The organism is Ruegeria sp. AA6 (genome assembly GCF_056542865.1).
In genome coordinates, this window is sequence record NZ_JBQGAN010000008.1 from 59,136 (window position 1) to 80,827 (window position 21,692).

Genomic DNA, 21,692 nt, shown 5'->3' on the forward strand with positions numbered 1-21,692 from the left:
GAGAGGATAACATGGCCAAAGACGAACTTGATCTTGAACCCACCATCAAAAATGGAAAAGTGGATAAGCTGGCCCCCGGCCTGTCGCGCCGCTCGTTTTTCGCGGCTGCAGGAGCTGCAGGTGTAGGCGGGGCCGCAAGCCTGTTGGGCACTACATCCGCCAAAGCCCAATCAACGGATTGGACGCAACCGGGTAACAACAATCACGTCATTGACTTGCAATCGACCACTGGAAACGCAGTTGATGGCGCGGTTGGTGTTGACTTTTATGGCCATTGCGCAATCAAAATCACGTCGCCTGGTGGAGCCACTGTATTGTTTGATCCGTGGCGTGATGACCCGTCAGGCGCATGGGGCCTGTGGTTTAAAAACGAATTCCCGGAAACGCCGGTCGATATCTGCATGTCGACACACACGCATTTTGACCATGATGCGATCCATCGGCCAGTTTCGACCATGGTATTGGATAGGATGGTCGGAAACTTCGAATTTGCGGACCTTAAGATCACTGGTTTCGCAGACAAGCATGTGTGCCGCGCCCCCGGCTGGTACAACTGGACCAACGCCTTGGGCGAATTTGGTGTAAACGCCTGTCCGCCTGACAACGTGAGCCACATGGACATGGTGGTTTATCTTGTGGAAACTGGCGGCATCCGAACGCTGATCTGGGGCGATAATCGCCACAATCCGCCTCAGGAGTTTTGGGATGCGATTGGTCGCGTAGACGTTCTGACATTGCCAGTTGATGGATCCCAGCACATCCTTGATTACCAACAAGGCAATGACATTGTTGAGCGGCTCAATCCAAATGTGATCATCCCAACGCATTACCTGAGTGAAACCACATCCTACACGCTGACAACGCTTCAGGATGCAGATGAATGGGTGAAATCTCAGAAAAGCTACAAGATGCTAGACAGCGCCGCACTGTCACTCGAAGCCGGGGATGTGAAGGGCATGTCAAAAGAGTTTCTTTACTTCGGAAATCACGCTCAGACTACGTAGCATCGTATAACACTGGTTCGGGGCTGCAACTTAGGTGCCCTGAACCATCAACCAAATTGCAGTAATATGGATAACGCAAAAGACAGAATGGGTGCAGCTGGAACAAAAAATCGTGGCAATCAGTCGCCACGAATCGTGCACCGGTTGAAAATAGACCGCGATGGCGATCTTGGTATTCGCGACCAAATTCATACTCAACTGTCCAACTTGATCTCCAGCGGCATATTGCGAAAAGGCACGAAATTGCCCTCTTGCAGGATGCTTGCAAATGACCTGGGCGTCTCGGTAAATTCTGTTCTTGGAGCTTATTCGCGCTTGACGGATGATGGCGCGATTTGCTCAAAACCCAAATCTGGTTACTTTGTAGAGTTGGAAGCGCCTCGCATCAGCCGACCTCCAAAATCTGGCGATATTGTCACATCTCCTAACATCGTTGATCGCATTACGCGTCGCAGGCTGCCGTCCAAGGCGGGGTGTATCTCTCGTCCGGTCGACTGGCAAAACTACAAATACCCATTCGTCTGCAACCAAATTGCGTCGAACCGGTTCCCACTAGCAGAATGGCGGGAATGCTCGCGTCTCGCCTTGAATATGAGAGACCTGAACCGGTGGACGGGGGACAATCAATACATCGACTCGGAAACATTCCTCGATCAGATATGCACCCGGCTTTTGCCACAGCGCGGTATTTCCGCATCGCCAGAGAATGTTCTTGTTTCCATGGGTGCACAACAAGCCATATTCATTGTGGCGACCTTGTTGCAAGGATTCGGCCGGGTGGTCGCCATAGAGGACCCCGGCTATTCCGACGCACGCAACATTTTTGAGCAGACCTTTGACGAGGTGCGCTTCATTCCAGTCGATAATGAGGGAATGATTGTGGATGAACGCCTTGCAGGATGTGATCTGGTTTATGTCACGCCCAATCGTCAGTTTCCTACCGTTGTTTCGATGTCGTCCAAGCGCAGGGCCAAATTGCTGGCGCTCGCCGAGCAGGAAGATTTTCTGATCATCGAGGATGACTACGAAGGGGACATGGATTTCGATGAGAACAGCCTGCCTCCCCTTTATAGCGGTCATGCGCAGGGGCGCGTTATCTATGCTGGAAGCCTGTCCAAGAGCCTCGCGCCGGGTCTTCGACTTGGATATCTCGTAGCGCAGGAACCTTTGGTCCGAGAGGCGCGCGCCTTACGTGGCATGATGATCCGCCACCCTCCACACGTTTTACAACATACGGCATCATTGTTTTTACGTTTTGGGTACCATGAAGGTTTGCGCGCCCGGTTGCACCACACCTTCGGTCAGCGATGGTCTGTTGCTTCCGCCGCCATCGAAAATCTGTTCCCGGAATTTGAGGTGCAACAAGAGTTCGGCAGCACGAACTTCTTCTTCCGCAGCAAAGAAGGGCGCGATGCCGCCAAAATTGCCGAGGCTGCCCGGAAGCGCGGTGTCATAATTGAACCTTCCATCTCGTGCTTTTCCTCGGCACTTGAAGGAGCACCCACATTTCGCCTTGGTGTTGCGGCCGTACTTTCCAACCTGATCGAACCTGGTTTGAACACATTGCGCGAGATCATCGACAGCCTGTAACTGTGCCCAGCTTAATTTTCATCTGTGCCTATCAAACGCAGCGCAAAAATCTCCTTTATTGTCCCAAGAGTCACAGTTCCGCGCAGGGAGGCAACACATGAGTATCCTAGGACATTTTGTTTCAAATGAGCATTGGCCAGGGACCAATAACCGGATTTCAGAAATTGAAAATCCGGCAACAGGTGCCGTCACTGGTAAGGTCTCATTGGCGTCGGCTGATGATGTGAACACAATTGTGGAAACGGCTGCCGAGGCAGCCCTGGCTTGGGCTGCGACCCCCCCGGCAAAACGTGCCACAGTGATGTTCGAGTTTCGCGACCTGCTGAAACAGCACACCGACGAACTGGCCGAATTGTTGTCCGCAGAACATGGCAAAACACTGCCAGATGCCAAGGGCGAGATTGCGCGGGGGATCGAAGTCGTAGAGTTTGCCTGTGGCATTCCGCAGCTTCTGAAAGGTGAATATTCTGAATCAGTCGCTGCCAATGTGGACAGCTTTTCAGTGCGCCAACCTTTGGGTGTGGTTGCAGGCATCACCCCGTTTAATTTCCCGGCGATGGTTCCACTGTGGATGTATCCAGTCTCCATCGCTTGTGGGAACACCTTCGTGTTGAAACCTTCCGAAAAAGACCCCTCGGTTGTTCTTCGCATCGCGGAGCTGTTGGCTCAAGCAGGTCTGCCACCGGGCGTTTTTAATGTGGTGAATGGCGACAAAGAGGCTGTGGACGCTCTTCTGGATCATCCCACAATTCAAGCGGTCAGTTTTGTCGGTTCTACCGCGATCGGCCACTACATCTATTCACGTGGTACGGCGAACGGCAAACGGGTTCAGGCGCTTTGCGGTGCGAAGAACCATCTGGTTGTCATGCCAGACGCGGACATGGATCAGGTCACAGATGCGTTGATCGGATCAGCGTATGGGTCAGCAGGAGAACGCTGCATGGCAATTTCGGTAGCCGTGCCTGTTGGCGAAGAAACTGCAGATCGCCTAGTAGAAGCATTGGAACCCAGAGTTCGTGCGTTGAGGGTGGCACCCTATACTGACCCCTCCTCTGAACTTGGCCCGGTGATCAGCAAACAAAGCTATGACCGCATTCATTCCTATATTGACCAAGGTCTCGAAAAAGGCGCTGAGCTTGTTGTGGATGGGCGTGATACTTCCTTGCAGGGTTACGAAGACGGTTACTTCATCGGCGGGTGCCTTTTTGATCGTGTGACCCCTGATATGTCCATCTACACAGATGAGATCTTTGGCCCAGTGCTGTCTGTAGTTCGCGCTAGTTCCTATGAAGAAGCACTCGGTCTGGTGAATGACCACGAGTACGGTAACGGGACCGCAATTTTCACGCGCGATGGTGACGCCGCCCGTGATTTTTGGGCAAATACCCGCATCGGAATGGTTGGAGTCAATGTTCCCATCCCGGTACCGGTTGCGTATCATTCTTTTGGTGGATGGAAAAGATCGCTCTTCGGGGATCACCATATCCACGGTATGGAAGGTGTTCGCTTCAACACGCGGCTCAAGACCATGACTACGCGCTGGCCCTCCGGAATCCGTACAGGAGCAGAGTTCAACTTCACTGGCGGAAAAGACGTCTGAAGGATTTGAACCTGCGAAGATTTTAGCGCCGTTGCTTCACCTGTGAGGCAGCGGTGCTTAACGTTCAACCCGCCCTTTGATCTGTGGTGACATACGTCTCAGAACGCACCAAAGGGACTTAGGGGAAGCCCCTATAGTTATTCATTTCAGATCGTTGCGCTGATTCACAATCTGTATCCACGTTTTTTTACATCTGTACCTTTCACGCTGGGAAAGCTGCTTGTTCTATTGGTTTATGAGCCGGAAAACCGGCCTAATCAGTTTGATGAGACACCGTCAACCGAAGTAAGTGGCCGGAAGTTCAGCGCGGACGCTGCGAGTTGACATCGTTTCACACCGGGGAGAGATGATATGCTTTTGCGCGGATTTGAAACCATCACAAATGCCATTGCAGAATTGATGGGTCGTATCGGCTGGTTCCTCATTTTGTACTGCATGATTTTCGGCGTCTCCGATGTCTTCATGCGGTACGTGTTGAATGCGCCATCTCAGTGGATCGGAACAACGCTTCAGGCCGCCATGGTTCTGCTGGCTTGTGTTGGTGGTGTCTACGCCCTGCGTTATGATAGTTTCGTCAAGCTCGACGTGTTCTATGCTGGCGCAAGCACACGCAAAAAGGCTATTCTGGATGTGCTTACGGCACCAGTTGCGATCCTGTTTCTAGGCACGTTGATCTGGAAAGGATATGAGGCGGCAGCCCTTTCTCAGATGCTGAACCAGTGGACGCCGACCGCGATTCCGATCCCGATATATCCAATCAAATACGCGATTCCGATCAGTGGGATTCTAGTCCTCTCGATCGTCATCAAGAACCTGATCCGCGACTTTCAGACCATACTCGGCCGAGAGCGCACCGGATGAACGGCTCAGCCCACTTCATCATAAACAAAAAGTCAAACATAAGCTCTACGAAAGGGAGAAGTTAGAATGAGAATTGAAACATCCATAAAAGCAGCGTTTTGGGCGGGTGCCTTTGTGCTCGGTGCGGGCGCTGCGTTGGCCGAAGGCCCACCAGATAAAGTGACCGAATGGGTTTTCCAGCCCGCATTTGATCAGACCGACGCAGGTTGGGATAACGGTTTGATCCCTTGGGTCGAGGCAGTCGAGGAAGCCACTCAAGGCACCGTGAAAATACGTGTAGAGCCGGCGGGCGCTCTCGTCAGTGGCTCGGAAGCCTTTGCTGCTGCCGCCGCCGGTCAAACCGATGGTTATGCCGGTTGGGGATCGGTCTACGGTGGCGACATGCCCGAGGGCATGCTCGCTTTTGGCATGGCTATGGGAGCCAATAACACAGAAGAAGCCTGGGAAGTGATGTGGGGCAACCCGGACTATCGCGTCGGCGATATTGTCCAGGCCGCAGCAAACGCGCGCAACCTGCACTGGGTTGGCTGGACGAACCAGGGACCCAACGCGATGTTCACCAAGTTTCGGGTTGAGAAGATTGAGGACCTTGAAGGGCAAAAGATGCGCGCAGGTGGCCCTCAGGCAATCTTCCATTCGACAATGGGGGGCTCGCCGGTGTCCATGAACGGTGGCGAAATCTACACCGCGATCAAGCTGGGCACTATTGACGGTACCTACTGGGATACCGGTGGCATCGACGACATGTCATTTCAGGAAGTGATCAAATACGCGATCATGCCTGGCTGGAACCCCGCTCAGCACCAGGAAATCTTTGTAAACCTTCAGGCCTGGAACGCCCTCACCGATTGGCAACGCGAGCAGATCGAAGGAATCTTTGAAGAAACCTATTTCGAGACCAGCCGCATGCACGCGGAAGGTGTCGAGGAGGCGCTGCAGATTCTCCGGGACGCCGGTGGCGAAGTCATCGAAATGAGCGATGAAGAGGTCGAGCGGATGCGCGAAAAGTCGATCAAGGAAGTCTGGCCCCAGGTCGCGGCGGCGTCAAAGGGCAACGCGGAAGGCGTGGCAATCTACCAGCGATTCCTTGAGGACAAGGCTGCCTCAAACTGACTCTCCCCAACTACATCCCGCCGCGCTGGCGGTGGGGTGTAGCACTTCATTGGCTTTAGTGACGGAAGCCAATGAAACCGCCTCGCCTGAAATCCCAGCCCTGACTGGCGCGGAACACCCGCCTCGGCTCCAATTCCGAAGTGCACCGGATACAATTGATTAGGATAAAAAATGAGCCTCGAACTCATCACCGTACTATATTTTCTTGTTCTATTCATCATCCTGTTCATGGGCTTGCCTGTTGCCTTCGGCCTTGGAGGCACCGCGGTCATATTCGCGATGCTGATCGAGCCGCGCGCGCTCTTGGCGGTTCCAAGCGCGTTCTATTCGACCCCGTGGAGTTCGATCCTTGTGACGGTTCCTCTCTTTCTGTTCATGGGATCACTCATACGATTTTCAGGAATTGCAGAGGCGGCCTATGACGCAGTGTACAAACTGATCGGTCATATTCCCGGTGGATTGGCGATGGGGACCGTTCAGGTTTGTACGGTTTTTGCCGCAATCACCGGGATTACACCGCCCGCCACCACAACAATGGGTCAGATCGCATACCCGTCAATGATGCGGTATAAATACAGCCGCAAAATCGCCATCGGATGCATCGCTGCGGGCGGTGCTTTGGGTGCGTTGATCCCTCCGAGTGTGCCGTTCATTTTCTACGGGTTGTTAGCGAAGGTTTCCATTGGCGACTTGTTTATGGCCGGTCTCATGCCGGGTCTGATGCTTGCTGCCTTCTATACGATCTATATTGGCATCCGCTGTAGAATTAGTCCCGAATTGGGGCCTGCCTTGCCATCCGATCAGAAATTCTCGGTCCGAGAAAAAATTGGCGCGGTTCTCAGCATTTGGCCATTCGCACTCCTTATTATTGTCGTTTTGGGCGTGATCTGGGGTGGTATCGCAACGCCTGCAGAAGCAGCAGCATTTGGTGCCGCCGGTGCGTTTTTTATCAATTTCATCTACGGTAAGCTGACCAAGGCCGTTCTAGTTGAATCGCTCGTTTCGACGGTTAAACTCAGCGGTATGGGCCTGTGGATTTTGATTGGCGCAACGATCTATCTCAACGTGTTCAATACCTTGGGCAGTCAGGACCTGCTTACAAATCTTGTTCTGTCGATGCCTGGTGGCAGCACAGGCATTCTGTTGATGATGATGCTGATCATTCTCATCTTAGGCATGGTAATGGACGACTGGGCCATTATCTTGCTGTGCACACCGTTGTTTATTCCGATAATTGATGAGCTGGGAATCGATAAGCTCTGGTTTGGTGCCTTGTTCATTGTGAACATTCAGATTGCCTATCTGACCCCACCTTTCGGATTTGTTCTTTTCTGGATCAAAGGCGTTTTGCCAAAAGACGTCAGTATGGGGGATGTCTACAACTCGGTCGGTCCCTTTGTCGTCTTGCAATTCGTTGGGCTCACATTGATTTTCATCTTCCCTGAAATCGCAACTTGGCTCCCTAACGCGCTAAAATAGAAGGCAGAGACAAATGTTTGATCATGTGCTTGTTCCCGTGGCACCCGGCCATGGCGCAGAATACGAGGCATCAATCGCAGCAGCGCGGAAACTGCTAAATGACGGTGGGTGCATTTCCGTATTGTCAATCTTGGAGGAACTGCCGTCTTACGTTGGTTCTTACTTTCCAGAAGACCAAGTACGAAAGAGCATCGACGATGTGACCAACGAACTGAGCGACTTGTTCAGCTCGGACAATGTGGAAGTTCACGTTGTCGCTGGCCACTCAACCAACACAATCCTAGCTTGGCAAAAGAAGAATAAGCCTGATTGTATTGTTGTTTCGTCGCATCGCCCAGGATTGTCAGATTTGTTGCTTGGATCAACAGCAGCCCGGGTTGTACGCCATGCCAATTGCAGTGTCGTTGTCCTGCGTTAAGCTCGCAAGATTTCTAGGTTTCAGACCGGTTTGGGAATTCCACACCAATTTCTGTGGGGCTAAGATACCGAGCCGCCTCAGCGACTGGCCCCAGGATCACTATCAATTTCCTGATCAATCTCGCGGTCGTTTTCGACCTCCTGATCCTCTCCTTGACAGCGGTCGTCCTCGATCTCCAACTTCTCACGCGACTTGTTCAACACATCCTTTCGACACTCATTCACAGACCGATTGCGGTCCCCGCGCTCGAAATCCTCGCCTAGCTCTGTATGGCAGTGATCGTCCAATTCGTGCCCCACGCAGCGAATGGCCACTGATCTTCACGTTTTCACCGCTGAACAGTGGCATCAGCCTGTTGACCAGCTCGTCAGGCGACAGCCGGTGAGCCAGATCAGCCAATTCCGGCTCACTGTCCGGGCTGACCGGGGCCAGATTCAAAAGGGTGCCGAGGTTGCCCGCAAAGCCGGGTGCTTTCACCGTTTCGATTGCTTGCGCTAGCTGGCGGTCCTCTGCTGTTTCCTCGTCATCGGTCATCTCGCGCGGATCTTCGAAATATCCGTAGCCGGCCACACCTTGATCCAGATACCCGTCATACTCGGGTGGACCGTATGAGCGTGGTCCAGCGACAGCCGCACGCTGCGACAAGGGCGGTTTGGCGACAGGCTCTGACTCCGGTTCTTCAGCCTCAGCCGATTTTGCCGATCCAGCACTTTTCAGGAACTCATCATATCGGGTCACAATGCCATCCTTGACCACAGGCACATCCGGCCAGGGCTTGCCCTTTTGACCGTCATTCAAAGCTTTGAATCGATGGTCCTTGTAGAAGGACACGCGATTTGTCCGGATCGGGAACATGCCCTTGCCGGTGACAATCACCTCCTCTTTGCCCAGGCGTCCGATCTCTTCAGGTGTCAGGAGCGCCCGGCTTTTCTCGGACCAGCTTTCAGACCGGTCGGGGTCTTTCGACCAGTTCCGGCCCGACACGGATTTCTGCGTCACCGTCTTGTTGCCGAGCGCCTTGGACAGCTTTTGCTTGGTTTCTTCTGAATTGGGCGTCAGCCAGACATGCAGATGCGAACTTTCGGTCAAGATCTCTTCCCCGGCCTGCCCATAGTGTTCCCGCAGCGATGCTGGCGATTGCACGATCAGGCACAACCGACCGCCATAGCCGGGCAGGGTGGTCACAGCATCAAGCACGCCCTGCATTTTGCCCAGCGAATGAAACTCATCGATCATAAACAGGACCGGCAGGAAATCCTCACCCGAGGCCATGAGACGCCGACGCAGCGCATTGATGGCACATTGGATGAACAGGCGGACCAGTGGGCGTGACACCTGTTTAAGTGCTTCCGGAATTGAGATGTAACAGGTTTGCGGTTCCCACCGCATCGATTCAAAATCGAAATCATTGGTCTTTGTCGCGCGCACGATCGCGGGGTTACGCCATGCGTTCAGGCCGCCGCCCATCAGAACGGACAGATAAATCCCCAGCTGCTTGTTGTCCTGGCCCGCCATGCGCAGCATCGCACCTTTTGAGACTGGATCAGGCGCGCGCGGCGCAAGGGCTGCAAACATGCCCTTGTAATCCGGTATCTCATCATCGCCGCCCACTTCCGGCGTCAGCACCTGAAGAACCCGGCCGAGCGACGGTTCTGGCTCATTGCAGACGATGGCCGCTGCGGCCTCAAAGATTTCCCGCGCATCTTCCATCAGGGACGCCTCAGCGCCGGTTGCGCTTTTGGGGGCCAACAGCGCGGCGCAGATTTCCGAAATCCGCACGAGCCTGTCTTCCAGATCATCCATCGCCGCAATCTCAACCAGCGGGTTGAAGCTGTGCGACCGGCCGACAAGGGAACCGTCCGGGTTGTTTGGAAACTGGACATCAAACGGCGATAGAACCCGCACCTTGTCGCCCTTTGCCAGCCGCCGCCGGGACGTGGTTTCAAAAAGCTCGCCTTTGACGTCATAGACGATGAGCGAACCGGGATAGTCGAGCAGGGTGGGGACAACAATACCAACACCCTTACCGGATCGAGGCGGACCCGAGACAAGCACCGTGCCCTGATCATCTGTATGGGCGCGCAGGTGAGGGGCTTTTTTCTCCGGTTTTCCCAGCTTGCCCAGCACCAGCCCCCAATCACTGATCAACCGTGCAGCGCGGATCTCTTTTGCTGTGGCCCAGCGTGCATCCCCATGCGCATCAGTCGCGGTCACGCCAAACACCATTCCGCCGAACAAATACGCAAGGCCCGCGCCGGTCATCAGTCCAAGCGTGATACCACCCCAGAGTACCAGGTCCCAATCTTTCTGGTGCAGACTATTGCGCTGGCTGAGCAGGAGCCAGGGCCGCCACGTTTCAATATCGCCATTCACCTTCCAGGCAATCAGGAGCGCAGCCCAAAGCGGAATGCTGATGACGCCGGCTGCAATCGTATAAGGAAGGTGGGTCTTTGCCTGTATGGTGCTCATGGCATTCTCCTTCAGGACAAGAGTGTTAAGGGGTGGGAAGCTTGAAAACGCTGCGGGGCACAACCGTGTTGCGCCCCGCCTGGAATGATGTTCATGGCGTCACATGTAGAGGTCTCGCGATACGAACACGTTGATATGCTCGCCCTGATTCACCCAGATCGTCGGCGGAATCGACAGGTATTCTTCAAATGCATCCTGACCGGAATTCGCAAAGCCATCGGTTCCGGTGGACAGATCGTACTCGCTCAGAGTGCGATTGCCGAAGCTGGAAATCCCTGAGAAGATCGAGATAAAGAACGCCGCTTCAAACTTGAGGCCAAAATGGTGCTGCACATTGCCCGTCAGACCGGCGCGGCCGAGACCATCCACGCCGCGTGATCCAATCATGACAGAGCGTTGATCGGTAGTGATGACGCGGTTCCAGGCCACCAGAACCCGGCGCTGACCAAGTGATACATCCGACGAGTATTCACCAATCAGCGTTGATCCTTTGGGGATCAGGATCGTGGTTGCATCTGCCGACCAGACATCCCGGCTTATGGTGGCCTTCAATTCACCGGGCAGATCGGACGATATCGCTGTATCCAGAACGCCCGGAATCATGGTGCCTTGCGTGATCAGGCGATGCACATCCTGCAACTGGGTTGCCCGCGCTGTCTGAACGCTGCGAGACGCGGCAGCATCAAGGAAATCATTGCCCGTGCTGTTGTTCGAGCCGTCACCCGCACCCGCCCCGGCAGCACTGCGCCCAAGGCTATTGGTCAAAGGCTGAGTCAACCGGTCTTCTTCAGCCGTAACCGCATCGCCCTCTTGTGCCGGGGCTGCCGCCTCGCCCGGTTCTGTGATCGGCCGGTTGGCTTGAATCCGTGCAATCAGTTCCCGTTGACGCCGTTCCGCCGCCAATCGATCCTCTTCCAGCTTCTTCAGGAACGCCTCAAGGGCCTGTTCTTGTCGTTCGGTACGCCGTTCCAGTGCGGCGAGAGCGGCTGCATCAAGATCCGGGGCAGGGGTTTCGGCGGCCGTTTCCTCAACAGGTGCCTCGGTCCGCGCAGCTTTAATAAGTTCACGCAATTCGGCCAGCTCAGCCTCCAGAATGGCAACGCGCGGGTCAGGCTCTTGTTCGACCTGGGGCAAAGGTTCCGTTGGCACGGCTCCAAATAGGGTGCCCCCCTGATTGCGCTGATCCGGCGTCTGGTTGACTTCGGGAATGATGCTGCCGCGTCGGTCGGTCTCATCCCTGCCGCTGTTGATCCAGAAGAACAGGCCAACACAGGCAACGAACGCACCGATGCCGAGGATCATGGGCAGGTTCGGGCCGCGTTTTTCTTCTTCAGGGCCTTCGATGCGGTTCTCAAGCAGTTTATTTTTCTGTGCCATCAGCGGTTCTCCCCACCTTGACGTGCATTGCGCTGTGGCGTGGATGACGAGATCCTGGCGGGCTTATTCGGATCCCGGTTCTGGTCGACGTCATAGAGGGGGATGTTGAACACGCAGACCACATAAGGCCCGTCTCGCAGGACCAGGCGCGGATAAACACCGGTGACGACAATGGTGCCATCGGCCAGATCCGTTGAGTTGACCAGACGTTCGCGCCCTTTGGCGTCCATGGCAAAGACGGCAGGCCGCACGCTTTGCTGTTTCAGGCGCAGATAGGTCTTGCGCCCATCATCAAAGGCCACTTTTGGCCGCAACAACCTGTCACCGCTGGCGCTGTATTGTAGATTGGCGGGCCGTCCGGTGGTGTTGAATGCCGTCTGGATGTTACCGGCCTGTCGCGGTTTGAAACCCTTTTTCTGATCCGGATAGCTGAACCGATAGAGAAACCCGACATTATCAGGTGGCCCGGCTTCATGCGCCTGAAGGAGAAACACATAGCTACGCAGGTTGGTTTGCAGAATGAGGTTGCTCGCCTGCGATGTGGCATGTTTGGCCTTCAGGACAAAGCCGTTGCCAGCGGTTAGAGGGATAAAGTCCCAGGTCTTGGGATCGCCCCGGACCTCATCGACCATCTGTTCACCGTCTTGAAGGTGAATGCTGAGCGCATATCCCCGCGACACATCGATCTTGTACACCTCGTCAGGGTGATAGACGAGGGTTCGCACGCGCGCGTCCGTGCGGGTTCCCCGTCCTTTTTGTTCAGCTGAGACAGAGGCCGCGCCAAGCGCCAGCATCACAGCCACAATGCAAATAAAACGCAGCATTATCGCGCCTCCTCGTCCAGTCGGTAATTGGCGACACAAAAGCCGGTTGGGTTGTTCCAACGCTCTTCCAGTGTCATGTTTCCGGTGCGGTCGAACTCGTAGCCCATCGTCACCACGAAATTCCGCGTCGTGACCGGAGCGCCCTGTTGTTGGCGAGCGCTTTTGGTGATGCGCAGCGTGGCCGAGTTTCCGTTGTTCAGTGTGACGGACCGAATACGGACATCGACGCGGCCATAACTGCCGTAGATATTCATAGGGCTGTTGGGATTGTCTTCATCATAGAGCGCAGCCAGATCCTCTGCGGCCCCGCCACAGGTTCGCCGGTACACATCGGTCAGCCGGTCGCGCTGATCGTGCGCATCATAGGTTTCCCGGTCGCGGGCATACTGGAACAACAGCGCCTGCGTGACATACTCGTCATCGTCCAGTGTCAGATCACCCAGACGGGATTCCACGTTGACCAGGCCGGTATACTTGTCGACCGTCATTGTGATGGGCACGACCTGTTTGAGCGGAGCGAGTTCCATGACGGCTGCGACGCCCATCACTCCGATCAGCGCGCCAACCCCAGCGACGATATAGGCCATCTTTGTTCTGCGCCGCATCGAGAGATACATCTCATATTCCCAGCGGTCGTGGCCGTCATGAATGGTGGTGGTATCGGGCAGGGGAGAGCCCTGATACTGCCCGTCAGGATTGAGCGGATCGGGCCTCAATTCTGCTGTTGCCTGTTGCATCTGGTGACTCCTCGTCTGTTGCGGGGCCAGCCCGCCAATGATTTCAATTGGTTACGGCACTTTCTGGATTCATTGAGATCTGGTTGGCTGAGTTCGCGTTCGACCCGCAGGGGAGAGGCAGCGAAGGAAGCCTCAATCAAACCAGAAAGTGCATTCAGATCAGCTTCCGCGCCGTCGAGCGTCTTCGGCCATGCGTTCAGCCCCGCGCCTTACAGAATCCCGAATGCGTTGGTTGTTTGCCTCTGTTGCGGATGGCCTGTCGGCCTCATTCGCCGCACTGGCACGCTGGTTGGAGACCTCGCCCAGGTTGTTGCCGCCAGAGTTTACGCCTGTCAGCTGGCCGCCCAAGAGTTTCACGCCGGCCTGACCCGCTCCCTTGAGTTGGGACTCACCCAGATTCAAGGCTGCCCCGCCAATCCGCTGCGCGATCATCGGACAGATCAGGAGAAGTCCCGCCGTAATACCGCTCATTCCAGCCAGCTTGAACATTTCCAGAGGTATGTCTGTTTCAGATCGAACACCTGCCGTCACCGCGTCAGCTACGCCTTGGGTTGCAGCAATCGCTATGCCCATGACACCAAAGAGCAGGATCTGAAACAGTACCAGCATGGTTACTCCACGCACCCAACCATTGAAAATTTCTGCCGAGCTACGGAGATAGGCCCAAACAGCAAGCACGGGGAAAATTGCAAGCAATATGGCCAGCAAGACCTTGGACGAAACGAGCAAAGCAAGGGCTATAACGATCATCAGGAGAATGAAGAGCGCGGCAAGCAAAGCAAACAAGAGTACCCCTAGAGCATCGCCCGCGATGTAGTCCGTAACCCCGTATGACCCTAGTGCCGTCACGATGTTTCTGAAGGCAGTGTCTGCCACATCGGCAAAGGCAGTAGCCACGCCGTCTGCGTTTCCGCCTCCCCCAAAATGGGTGATGACCGTATTGCCAACTGCCACCGGGAACCCGGTGATGAACGGATATATAAACTGTGTCCAGAGGGCGCCACCAGACACCGCCAAATAGAAAAACGTAAATCGAAACACGAAGGTGATAAAGCCGTCCAGCGAAAAGCTTCCTCGGAACGCTGCTGTGACTGCCCAGACCGCTAGTGCAGCCCCGGCGAGTATCGTTAAAAACTCTGCGCTGGGGGTCGCAAGGGCCTGGAAGACCTGCTGCGACCCACCATTGATGATGTTGTCAAAGCTTTGATCCGTACCAACAAGGAAATCTCTGATACTCATGATCCATCATTCCTTTTTCTGAATTTTCGGATGCAGTCGTTCACAGCTCGGTCGGCTTCGTAGAATGCGTCCGACGCAAGCGCGAATTGATCGGAAATCTCTTCCAAGCTCATGCCCACCAAATCCTGGTCGATCTCCACCGCATCAGTGATACGCACATCCCGCTCCGGCATCGGCTCACCGGCTGCAAACGCCGCTTCGCATTTCTCCGCGTAAGCGAACCTGACCTCGGCAGACCGGCGTTCTAAAGACACTGTCTTTGCTTTTCCGAGACGGAAATTCTCCCGCTTTTCATCCGCCGTCAAAGCAAGTGCTGGTTGCACCGCTGGAAAAAGAGTGGCGACAAAAACAGCGATGAGGAGGGTGTGAGTGGGGAAGCGCATCAGTTTGATCCTTCAGGTCTGTACGCCTGACGGGCGACAATGTCCTGACCGCGCAGACGCTGGTTTACGATTGCGGCGTCCAGCTGACCTTGTGCAGAGAGGGTCTGCAACAAAGTGGCGAGCATCATGCCGTTCTCAATCGCTATGCGTGTGTTCAGATCAATGCTAGCTTTCAGATCATCGGTCGCGGAAATCTGCTCACGATAGCCGTCATACCGCTCCATCGCTTCGCCGGCCCCGGCAAAGCCTTCCTCGGCAATTGCCAATCCGGCCATGCTCGATCCGGAAACCAGATCATGTGACCGCGTGGCCGGATCTTCTGCAGAACGCCCGAGCGCTTGCTGCCCGCTCAACGGCTGGAAGTCGACTTTCAGTTCTTCCATATGGTTGCTTAGCCGGTTGTTCACCGACTTGCCGGTCATCGACAGCGTGGACAGCGATGAGGACAGCTTGCGGGGCGTGATATCGCCGTTAAACAGGTTACCGATCGTTTCGCGGGCGCCAGTGATGGCGTTGTGCGTCGCTCGCGCTTGGCGCAACTGTTCCTGAAGCTCCTGCAACTGCAACAACGCATTGTCCAGTATCTCGGTGTTCAGACCAACCATTTCGCCGCTGGAATTCAGCAGAGCGATCAGCTCTGCATGTTCTGTCACACTATATGTCGGCACGCCCTGGGCTTGGGCTGCGCCGGCCGTTCCGACAAATCCGGCCAGTGCAAGTGCAACAACCGCGGCGGTGCTAGTGAAAATGGCGTTCATCATAAAGTCCTTTCAGGGGAGGGGTCAGATTTTACCGATGCTGAGCGGCAGGGTGGTGGCAAGACCGGTCTGAGGGACCGGCTCTGCGTCTGCGATGTTGCAATTGGCCTTCAGCTCGCGGGGCGGATCGAGAGCATCACCGGTAATGGTGCAGGCTCCGAGAAGCGGCAGGCCAAGGGCAACGAGGACAAGTGTGCGGATCATTGGGGGGTCTCCAGTGGGGCTTTGGGGGACATAAAGGCGGCGAGCCAGCCGTCTTCGCCGTACTCGGCGCGCAGTTGATCCATCTCGGCAAGGCTGTCGCCTGTCGCTGACAACACCCGATAGAATTGTTCGGGCAGCTCAAGCCGCGTCGAGACAACGGCCGATCCGTCTCCGTCATTGATCAGCACCAGACGGGATTTGGGTGGCATGGATGAAATCGCGCTGAACTCGGCCTCAGTGAGCCGGAACGCATCCACATAGGTTTTGCGGTCCGCTTTGGGGTTGGCAAAGAAGATGCGGTTTTCCGTCGACTGGATCAGCGTGTCCGAGATAGAGGATTTGGCCGCGTCCGACGTTTCCTGCGTCATGAAGACCAGAATGCCATCCAGCTTCCGGATGGTTTTGATCCAGTCCTGAATACGGGGACCAAACCGGGGATCGTCAAACAAGGCCCAGGCTTCATCCACCATGATGATCAGCGGCTTGCCCTCGGCCAGTTTGCGCTCGATGCGGTAGAAAAGGTAATCCAGCAGGGGCAGGCGGATATCCGACGCTTTCAGCAGGGCCGTCATGTCAAACGCGGTCACGGCTTGATCGAGGTTGAAACTGTCTTGCGCGTTATCAAACAGCCAGGCGCGATTGCCGGACCCATACCATTTGCTCAGCGCATCGAGCAGCTGCACCGGCGCGTCAGCATCATCCACAGACCGCAATGTGTCGGCAAAATCCGAGAATGTGCGCAGAGCCGGATCACCATTGGCCAAGCGCCTCAGACCTGTTGCGATCCGCCGTTCCTGTTCCGGGGTGAGTTTGTCCGCACCGGTCAGGCGTTGAATAAAGCCCTCAAGCCATTCGATCCCAACTTCGTCGGTCGCAACAGCAAACGGATTGAAGCCAAGGTTCATACCGGATTTGAGTTGAAGGTACGTGCCGCCAATCGCACGGATGAAGGTTTCCGATCCCCGGTCTTTATCAAAGGCAATAAGATGCGGGTGTTCGGGCAGGCGGTAGCAGCTGGACATCAGGAAGTTGGCCAGCAGGGTTTTACCTTCACCGGTCGCCCCAAAGATGGCCGTGGTTCCTGGCCCCTTGGATCTATCAGAGCCTTCACGGTGGAAAGAGAACCAATAAGGCGTGCTGCCCAGCGTCCGGAACGCCGCCACAGGCCCGCCCCAGCGCAGTCTTTCCCGCGATCCGGTCGGCCAGGAATGCAGGTTGGAGAAATCGGCAAAGTTCTTGTCAGAGACAAAGCGCTTCTTGGATCGCGCCTGATAGGCGAAGTTGCCGGGCAGCTGCGCCCACCAGGCCGCTTCCAACCCAATATCTTCGCGCCGGGTACGCAGGTCCGCGCCCGTCAGTGAAGAGTTCACGCGCGTAGCCGCGTCTTCCATCTCGTCACGGGTGCCTCCAAGAACAGCCACGGTGAAGTGGTGCCGGCCGATGGACATGGCACGGGAGGCAATCGCATCACGTGCGTCCTTCAGATCCTTTTGCAAAGTTTCGGCTTCATCACCCGCGTCGGCCATACCGCGTTCGGCATCGCGGATCTTGGTGCCGCCTGACACACGGTCCATCGGCGCATAACACTGGGTCGCAATGAACTCACAGCGTTCCCCCAAAAGCTCATCGAACATGTAGTATTTGGACCGTTCCGGATAGGCGTTGACCGCAAAGACCGCCGCAAACCGATCCTTGTCCCCGCCCGGAGACAGGCTGTGAACATGGTCTTTGCGGAAAGTGATACGCCCGTTTGGCACCGCATCCGCGAGATGTGTCCAGACTGCTGGGGCCTTTTGCCAAATCCCGCTTTGCAGCATTGAGAGAAATGACAGCGTGTGGCATCGATCTGCCTCTGAGCCGGTGAGCCTGCGCGCACCGAATACGGACAGATCCCGCATCGCCTGTTCTGCGGCCACGTGCAGGGCTTTGCGGTTCTTTTCGCGGGCGGCACTTGCGGCTGGATCTGTTGTCGCTGAGCGCAGAGACCGCAACACCGCATCCAGCAACCGCTTGCCGCTAGTGTACGGGCGCCGAACGATCGTTAGGAAGTGGCGTAGCTGATAAGTTTCGTCCTGGTCCAGCTGGTCTCGATAGTGATTGTCCAGTTTTGCAGAGAAAGCGGGCTCGCTCACAGGGGGCAGCGTGTCGGACAGCTTCACTTTGGTGCGAATGATATGGCTGTAAAAAGCCGTCCGATTGTCTTCAAAGCTGGAGACCAACCGGGCCAGTGTGTCATTGGCGGCTTTGATCGCGGCCCGGTCAGCGGTTTCGTGGATGAACCCCTTGAGTTCCAACACCGCCACCAGATCACCGTTGCGCGTCGTGAACGTCCCGTCCCGCAGGAAACGCACAAACGGGATATGCGTGGTCGCTGGCACCTCTCGCGCGGCGCGGCGCGCAGACGGCATGGCCTTTTGTATCTCGGGGTGAATGTTCAAGTCAGTCTCCGGTGTAGGAATTGCCACCCCAGTAGGGCTTGTTTGGGGTGAACAGTTTGCAGTCAGCCATGGTGGCGACATGATCCGGCAGGTACGGATCGACGCTCACAATCCAGCGGGCGGCGGCATAAGACGGGGCGACGGCGAGCAATCCCCAGAAGCCCAAAAAGCCCTGCGTCATGATGAAAGTCATCAGGGGGATGCTGAGCGCCACAATGTGAAACGTCATCGGCATCCCGGCCCGTTCAGAGGGCCGGGTGATCGCCTGGAATATGCGGTTGTCGTCGCTCATCAGGTCGCAAAGCCCTGAATGGCTTCGGCAATGCCAAACGCACCGTAGAAGATGCCCAGCACGACGAGGATCACAAAGAAATGGCCCCATGTGACCGGCACACGTGGGCTGGCGGCCGAAATGCCGGCCAGCGCAATGGCTGCACCACCGAGCAGAATACCGTTGGCGCCCGTCACAAAGGTCCGGATCTGGGTCAGGATGGACACCGGCGCGTCAAACAATGACTGAGCCAAGGCCGGGCTGCTGAACGCCACGAGGGCCAGCGCGGCCAGCAAGACGACGTTTTGAGGGTTGCGATTCATGTAAGATAGTCTCCTTGGACTGGGGTGTTCAGGCGTCGGGCGGGAGCCCGGCCCCTTCGAGAACGGTTGCGACGTAATGGGTGGTTTCCGGGTAAGGCGGGACGCCTTCATAGCGTTCCACGGCACTGGGTCCGGCGTTGTATGCGGCCAGCGCCAAACGCCATGTGCCGAACTTCAGGAACATGGCTTTCAGATACCGCGCGCCGCCATCGAGGTTTTGCACCGGGTCATGAGGATCGACACCGAGCGCTGCGGCAGTGGGCGGCATCAGCTGGGCCAGTCCCAGCGCGCCTTTCGGGCTGACCGCGTTCGCATTCCAGCGGCTTTCCTGATGCACCAGCGCATGAAACAGCGGCACCGGAACACCGTGGCGTTTTGCGGCGCGTTCTGCTTCCTCAGCCCATTCGCCATTGGGCCGCGGGGTTGCATTCCTCGAAACAACCTGTTCCGGATTGCTTCCGTCCTCATATCTGAGGCATACCATTGCACCTGCCCGGAATGACGGTTCCAGGCAGGTGCGGGCGGGGGCGGTCACACACAGCAAGCGCCCTCCACTCAAAATTGGGCGATCGCGACCCGCACAAATTGCGGCTTCGTCATTCTGCGATTGGGCAAATGAGGCGAATGCTGCGATTAAAGGGAGGCTAATCAGCAACGGTTTGAACACGTTTCTAATGTCTGCCGATTGTCCTTTTGAGACTTGGAGTGGATTGAAATAGGGGAGGTCTGCCGATCTAATCCCATCCCAAACCCGGATTGATCGGCATCTCTCTCCGCCGCGTGTTCGTCCTGTCGGCGGGGAGGGAACCCATCCCGGTCCACACAAATTGTCGACGCGGCCATTGTTTTGAAGCTTTTCAATCCTCATCGGGGAACCTTTCGATTGCTCCGCTTGGAATTGGGTTGTCCCAGGTTTCGTCCGCCTCCCCCTCCGGTGGTCGTGAGTGGCGGCTGGAGGGAGACGCGCCACGATCCGGAAACGGGCGCATCGGCCCATCGTCGAACCAGCACCAGCTCGGGTAGTGCCCTTCTTCCGAGGCGGTGGTGAGCAGTGCCAGCGCACCGGCGTCGTCGGGATTATCCGCAACGAACACGGCAACAGGATCTGGCGTGTCCAGCAGAACAGCGGATGCGATTGGTGCATCTGCCGGCAGGTTGAACCGCATCTGTTTCTGGAAGGCGCGGGACTGTTCGGTCAGCGCAGTCAGCACTTCCAGTTCGCGGAGGCCTTCAAACGGAATCCAGTTCTCCGTCACCAGCATCACGCCGATTTCATGGAGAACCGGGTAACCCGCCTTGGCGATGGAGAAGCTGGCGATCACGATGGCATGACCGGATCCCATGGCTTCAAGGAGCCGCAATTGATCCCCGAACACCTTGTCGAACTTCGTGGCCAGATCGGCATCCGCGAAGAACGCGCAGTCAGGCGCATGTTTAAAAATGAAGCGCGCACCGTGCGCGGTCGGTTCCATGGCCTTGTATTCGGCAATCACCAGACCAAACAGGGTTGCGCCGCGCCCGGCAGGACGCAGGTTTGCAAACACCCGGTTCCGTCGGGCCGCGATCTGGGGCTTGTCGTCGAGTTTGAAAAATTCCGGGACATAGAGGATGCAGGCCAGGTCCTGGCCCTTGACGATCTTCGCCGCCGCGGCCCGACGCAGGGCGTGGTGGATCACGCCCCAGAACCGCTTTCCTTCCATTCTCGGATACCACTTGCCCAGATCCGCCTCATGCCAGAGGAAGTGCAGAACGCTTGTGATCGTCAGCTTGCGCGGGGCAACCTTGGCCTCGGTTGGTTTTGCGTCTGTCTGTTCTGGTGCGGTCCGGCTTTTGCTGTTCTTGCGCAGCGGAAAGCCCAGTTTAAGCGTCGTGGTGCCATCGTCAGGATCTTCGGTGATGGCCGACGCCTGAACCTGTGCTAGGCCCGAGAGTTCTTCAGATGGCAGGAAGGACGGGCAATCAATCGCATGATCCGGACCGGTACCGGGCATCCGTTTGACGATGAACTTGCCAGCGGTCGCCGCGATGTACATTTCCGGGGCAGGCTTGCGGCACCCACAGTCCACGCGGGTGCCCGCGCCATGCGCGACCGTCAGGGCGCGTTGACCCGCTTCGCTCTCGACCACCAGAGGATTGCCATTCAGAAACAGGGTCATTCTGTGGCCCCCAGACTGCGCTGAGGCGTGTTGACAAATCCGTGATTAGATTTGATTTCGCGTTGTTTTGAAAGGATTGGCTTGGATAGCCTAAAAGATACCGTTCCTGCTGCTTTGTAGGTGGCGGTTATGTGCTGGGCGCAGATCCGTCTGAACCTGGTCACACTCTCTCTTCGGTGTAGCACCACATGCATCGAAGAGAGGCCATTCTGGAAACCCTCAGGCAATGCTGAGGCCGTTGACGAGGGTCTACAGACCACAATGGGTGCCGTGTTGTCGTCAGAAACTTGATCAGTATATTTTACATAAAACGGATTACACGAGACAGAGTGGCCCAGTGTTTTGGCCGGCATTGACACCCTGCAATCTTCGGAATCCACTAGAGGCTTCAAAGCTGACCGAGGCGCGCGCTGGTCTACGGAAGTCAATGCGATTGACTCCGCCGCTG

At 56.1% G+C, this 21,692-nt stretch carries 21 protein-coding genes; 7 read left to right on the forward strand and 14 right to left on the reverse strand.

The window, feature by feature from the left end; translation table 11 throughout:
- Positions 1–11 precede the first annotated feature (11 nt).
- The 7 genes from ACR0LN_RS11915 to ACR0LN_RS11945 all read left to right on the forward strand — a co-directional run bounded on the left by ACR0LN_RS11915 (position 12) and on the right by ACR0LN_RS11945 (position 8,065).
- Positions 12–1,004 (forward strand): MBL fold metallo-hydrolase, encoded by a 993-nt coding sequence (locus tag ACR0LN_RS11915; RefSeq protein ID WP_480429932.1) that lies wholly within the window; start codon positions 12–14, stop codon positions 1,002–1,004.
- A 66-nt stretch (positions 1,005–1,070) separates the two neighbouring features.
- Positions 1,071–2,594 carry an aminotransferase-like domain-containing protein gene (locus tag ACR0LN_RS11920; RefSeq protein WP_480429933.1) on the forward strand — a complete coding sequence of 508 codons (1,524 nt, stop codon included), beginning with the start codon at positions 1,071–1,073 and terminating at the stop codon, positions 2,592–2,594.
- Between the two features lie 97 nt (positions 2,595–2,691).
- The gene (locus ACR0LN_RS11925) at positions 2,692–4,194 is read left to right on the forward strand and encodes a CoA-acylating methylmalonate-semialdehyde dehydrogenase (RefSeq protein ID WP_480429934.1); all 1,503 of its coding nucleotides are present in this window, start codon (positions 2,692–2,694) and stop codon (positions 4,192–4,194) included.
- A 351-nt stretch (positions 4,195–4,545) separates the two neighbouring features.
- Positions 4,546–5,055, forward strand: coding sequence for a TRAP transporter small permease subunit (locus tag ACR0LN_RS11930; protein WP_480429935.1), 510 nt, complete (start codon positions 4,546–4,548; stop codon positions 5,053–5,055).
- A 66-nt stretch (positions 5,056–5,121) separates the two neighbouring features.
- Positions 5,122–6,168 (forward strand): TRAP transporter substrate-binding protein, encoded by a 1,047-nt coding sequence (locus ACR0LN_RS11935; RefSeq protein ID WP_480429936.1) that lies wholly within the window; start codon positions 5,122–5,124, stop codon positions 6,166–6,168.
- Between the two features lie 171 nt (positions 6,169–6,339).
- Positions 6,340–7,647, forward strand: coding sequence for a TRAP transporter large permease (locus ACR0LN_RS11940; protein ID WP_480429937.1), 1,308 nt, complete (start codon positions 6,340–6,342; stop codon positions 7,645–7,647).
- 13 nt (positions 7,648–7,660) lie between these two features.
- Positions 7,661–8,065 (forward strand): universal stress protein, encoded by a 405-nt coding sequence (locus ACR0LN_RS11945; protein WP_480429938.1) that lies wholly within the window; start codon positions 7,661–7,663, stop codon positions 8,063–8,065.
- A gap of 77 nt (positions 8,066–8,142) precedes the next feature.
- Here ACR0LN_RS11945 and ACR0LN_RS11950 read toward each other — a convergent pair whose 3' ends face one another.
- The 14 genes from ACR0LN_RS11950 to ACR0LN_RS12015 all read right to left on the reverse strand — a co-directional run bounded on the left by ACR0LN_RS11950 (position 8,143) and on the right by ACR0LN_RS12015 (position 21,244).
- Positions 8,143–8,265 (reverse strand): hypothetical protein, encoded by a 123-nt coding sequence (locus ACR0LN_RS11950; protein WP_480429939.1) that lies wholly within the window; start codon positions 8,263–8,265, stop codon positions 8,143–8,145.
- Positions 8,266–8,281: 16 nt separating this feature from the next.
- Positions 8,282–10,534 carry a type IV secretory system conjugative DNA transfer family protein gene (locus ACR0LN_RS11955; protein WP_480429940.1) on the reverse strand — a complete coding sequence of 751 codons (2,253 nt, stop codon included), beginning with the start codon at positions 10,532–10,534 and terminating at the stop codon, positions 8,282–8,284.
- 99 nt (positions 10,535–10,633) lie between these two features.
- Positions 10,634–11,911 (reverse strand): TraB/TrbI/VirB10 family type IV secretion system protein, encoded by a 1,278-nt coding sequence (locus ACR0LN_RS11960; protein ID WP_480429941.1) that lies wholly within the window; start codon positions 11,909–11,911, stop codon positions 10,634–10,636.
- On the reverse strand, positions 11,911–12,735 hold the full coding sequence (locus ACR0LN_RS11965; RefSeq protein ID WP_480429942.1) for a TrbG/VirB9 family P-type conjugative transfer protein: 825 nt from the start codon (positions 12,733–12,735) through the stop codon (positions 11,911–11,913). Before ACR0LN_RS11965 ends, ACR0LN_RS11960 begins: the two co-directional genes overlap by 1 nt.
- Entirely contained in the window at positions 12,735–13,472 is a 738-nt protein-coding gene (locus ACR0LN_RS11970) for a VirB8 family type IV secretion system protein (protein ID WP_480429943.1), read from the reverse strand. The genes ACR0LN_RS11965 and ACR0LN_RS11970 overlap by 1 nt, the downstream gene beginning before the upstream one ends.
- A gap of 159 nt (positions 13,473–13,631) precedes the next feature.
- Positions 13,632–14,711 (reverse strand): type IV secretion system protein, encoded by a 1,080-nt coding sequence (locus ACR0LN_RS11975; protein WP_480429944.1) that lies wholly within the window; start codon positions 14,709–14,711, stop codon positions 13,632–13,634.
- Entirely contained in the window at positions 14,708–15,094 is a 387-nt protein-coding gene (locus ACR0LN_RS11980) for a hypothetical protein (protein WP_480429945.1), read from the reverse strand. Before ACR0LN_RS11980 ends, ACR0LN_RS11975 begins: the two co-directional genes overlap by 4 nt.
- Positions 15,094–15,852 (reverse strand): type IV secretion system protein, encoded by a 759-nt coding sequence (locus tag ACR0LN_RS11985; RefSeq protein WP_480429946.1) that lies wholly within the window; start codon positions 15,850–15,852, stop codon positions 15,094–15,096. The genes ACR0LN_RS11980 and ACR0LN_RS11985 overlap by 1 nt, the downstream gene beginning before the upstream one ends.
- 24 nt (positions 15,853–15,876) lie before the next feature.
- A complete protein-coding gene (locus tag ACR0LN_RS11990; RefSeq protein ID WP_480429947.1) occupies positions 15,877–16,056 on the reverse strand; it encodes a hypothetical protein in 180 nt (59 codons plus the stop codon).
- Entirely contained in the window at positions 16,053–18,494 is a 2,442-nt protein-coding gene (locus tag ACR0LN_RS11995; RefSeq protein ID WP_480429948.1) for a VirB4 family type IV secretion/conjugal transfer ATPase, read from the reverse strand. Before ACR0LN_RS11995 ends, ACR0LN_RS11990 begins: the two co-directional genes overlap by 4 nt.
- A 1-nt stretch (position 18,495) precedes the next feature.
- Positions 18,496–18,786: a VirB3 family type IV secretion system protein gene (locus ACR0LN_RS12000; RefSeq protein ID WP_480429949.1), complete on the reverse strand. Its 291-nt coding sequence runs from the start codon at positions 18,784–18,786 to the stop codon at positions 18,496–18,498.
- A complete protein-coding gene (locus ACR0LN_RS12005) occupies positions 18,786–19,088 on the reverse strand; it encodes a TrbC/VirB2 family protein (protein WP_480429950.1) in 303 nt (100 codons plus the stop codon). Before ACR0LN_RS12005 ends, ACR0LN_RS12000 begins: the two co-directional genes overlap by 1 nt.
- A 28-nt stretch (positions 19,089–19,116) precedes the next feature.
- Positions 19,117–19,572, reverse strand: a complete 456-nt coding sequence (locus tag ACR0LN_RS12010; protein ID WP_480429951.1) for a lytic transglycosylase domain-containing protein — start codon at positions 19,570–19,572, stop codon at positions 19,117–19,119.
- 373 nt (positions 19,573–19,945) lie between these two features.
- Entirely contained in the window at positions 19,946–21,244 is a 1,299-nt protein-coding gene (locus tag ACR0LN_RS12015; RefSeq protein WP_480429952.1) for a DUF1173 family protein, read from the reverse strand.
- Between the last annotated feature and the right edge of the window lie 448 nt (positions 21,245–21,692).

What these genes read in the sequence shown, in the direction of transcription:
- ACR0LN_RS11915 (WP_480429932.1), top strand. Translation starts at nt 12, where the DNA reads ATGGCCAAAGACGAACTTGATCTTGAACCCACCATCAAAAATGGAAAA.
- ACR0LN_RS11920 (WP_480429933.1), top strand. Translation starts at nt 1,071, where the DNA reads ATGGATAACGCAAAAGACAGAATGGGTGCAGCTGGAACAAAAAATCGT.
- ACR0LN_RS11925 (WP_480429934.1), top strand. Translation starts at nt 2,692, where the DNA reads ATGAGTATCCTAGGACATTTTGTTTCAAATGAGCATTGGCCAGGGACC.
- ACR0LN_RS11930 (WP_480429935.1), top strand. Translation starts at nt 4,546, where the DNA reads ATGCTTTTGCGCGGATTTGAAACCATCACAAATGCCATTGCAGAATTG.
- ACR0LN_RS11935 (WP_480429936.1), top strand. Translation starts at nt 5,122, where the DNA reads ATGAGAATTGAAACATCCATAAAAGCAGCGTTTTGGGCGGGTGCCTTT.
- ACR0LN_RS11940 (WP_480429937.1), top strand. Translation starts at nt 6,340, where the DNA reads ATGAGCCTCGAACTCATCACCGTACTATATTTTCTTGTTCTATTCATC.
- ACR0LN_RS11945 (WP_480429938.1), top strand. Translation starts at nt 7,661, where the DNA reads ATGTTTGATCATGTGCTTGTTCCCGTGGCACCCGGCCATGGCGCAGAA.
- ACR0LN_RS11955 (WP_480429940.1), bottom strand. Translation starts at nt 10,534, where the DNA reads ATGAGCACCATACAGGCAAAGACCCACCTTCCTTATACGATTGCAGCC.
- ACR0LN_RS11960 (WP_480429941.1), bottom strand. Translation starts at nt 11,911, where the DNA reads ATGGCACAGAAAAATAAACTGCTTGAGAACCGCATCGAAGGCCCTGAA.
- ACR0LN_RS11965 (WP_480429942.1), bottom strand. Translation starts at nt 12,735, where the DNA reads ATGCTGCGTTTTATTTGCATTGTGGCTGTGATGCTGGCGCTTGGCGCG.
- ACR0LN_RS11970 (WP_480429943.1), bottom strand. Translation starts at nt 13,472, where the DNA reads ATGCAACAGGCAACAGCAGAATTGAGGCCCGATCCGCTCAATCCTGAC.
- ACR0LN_RS11975 (WP_480429944.1), bottom strand. Translation starts at nt 14,711, where the DNA reads ATGAGTATCAGAGATTTCCTTGTTGGTACGGATCAAAGCTTTGACAAC.
- ACR0LN_RS11980 (WP_480429945.1), bottom strand. Translation starts at nt 15,094, where the DNA reads ATGCGCTTCCCCACTCACACCCTCCTCATCGCTGTTTTTGTCGCCACT.
- ACR0LN_RS11985 (WP_480429946.1), bottom strand. Translation starts at nt 15,852, where the DNA reads ATGAACGCCATTTTCACTAGCACCGCCGCGGTTGTTGCACTTGCACTG.
- ACR0LN_RS11990 (WP_480429947.1), bottom strand. Translation starts at nt 16,056, where the DNA reads ATGATCCGCACACTTGTCCTCGTTGCCCTTGGCCTGCCGCTTCTCGGA.
- ACR0LN_RS12000 (WP_480429949.1), bottom strand. Translation starts at nt 18,786, where the DNA reads ATGAGCGACGACAACCGCATATTCCAGGCGATCACCCGGCCCTCTGAA.
- ACR0LN_RS12005 (WP_480429950.1), bottom strand. Translation starts at nt 19,088, where the DNA reads ATGAATCGCAACCCTCAAAACGTCGTCTTGCTGGCCGCGCTGGCCCTC.
- ACR0LN_RS12010 (WP_480429951.1), bottom strand. Translation starts at nt 19,572, where the DNA reads ATGGTATGCCTCAGATATGAGGACGGAAGCAATCCGGAACAGGTTGTT.
- ACR0LN_RS12015 (WP_480429952.1), bottom strand. Translation starts at nt 21,244, where the DNA reads ATGACCCTGTTTCTGAATGGCAATCCTCTGGTGGTCGAGAGCGAAGCG.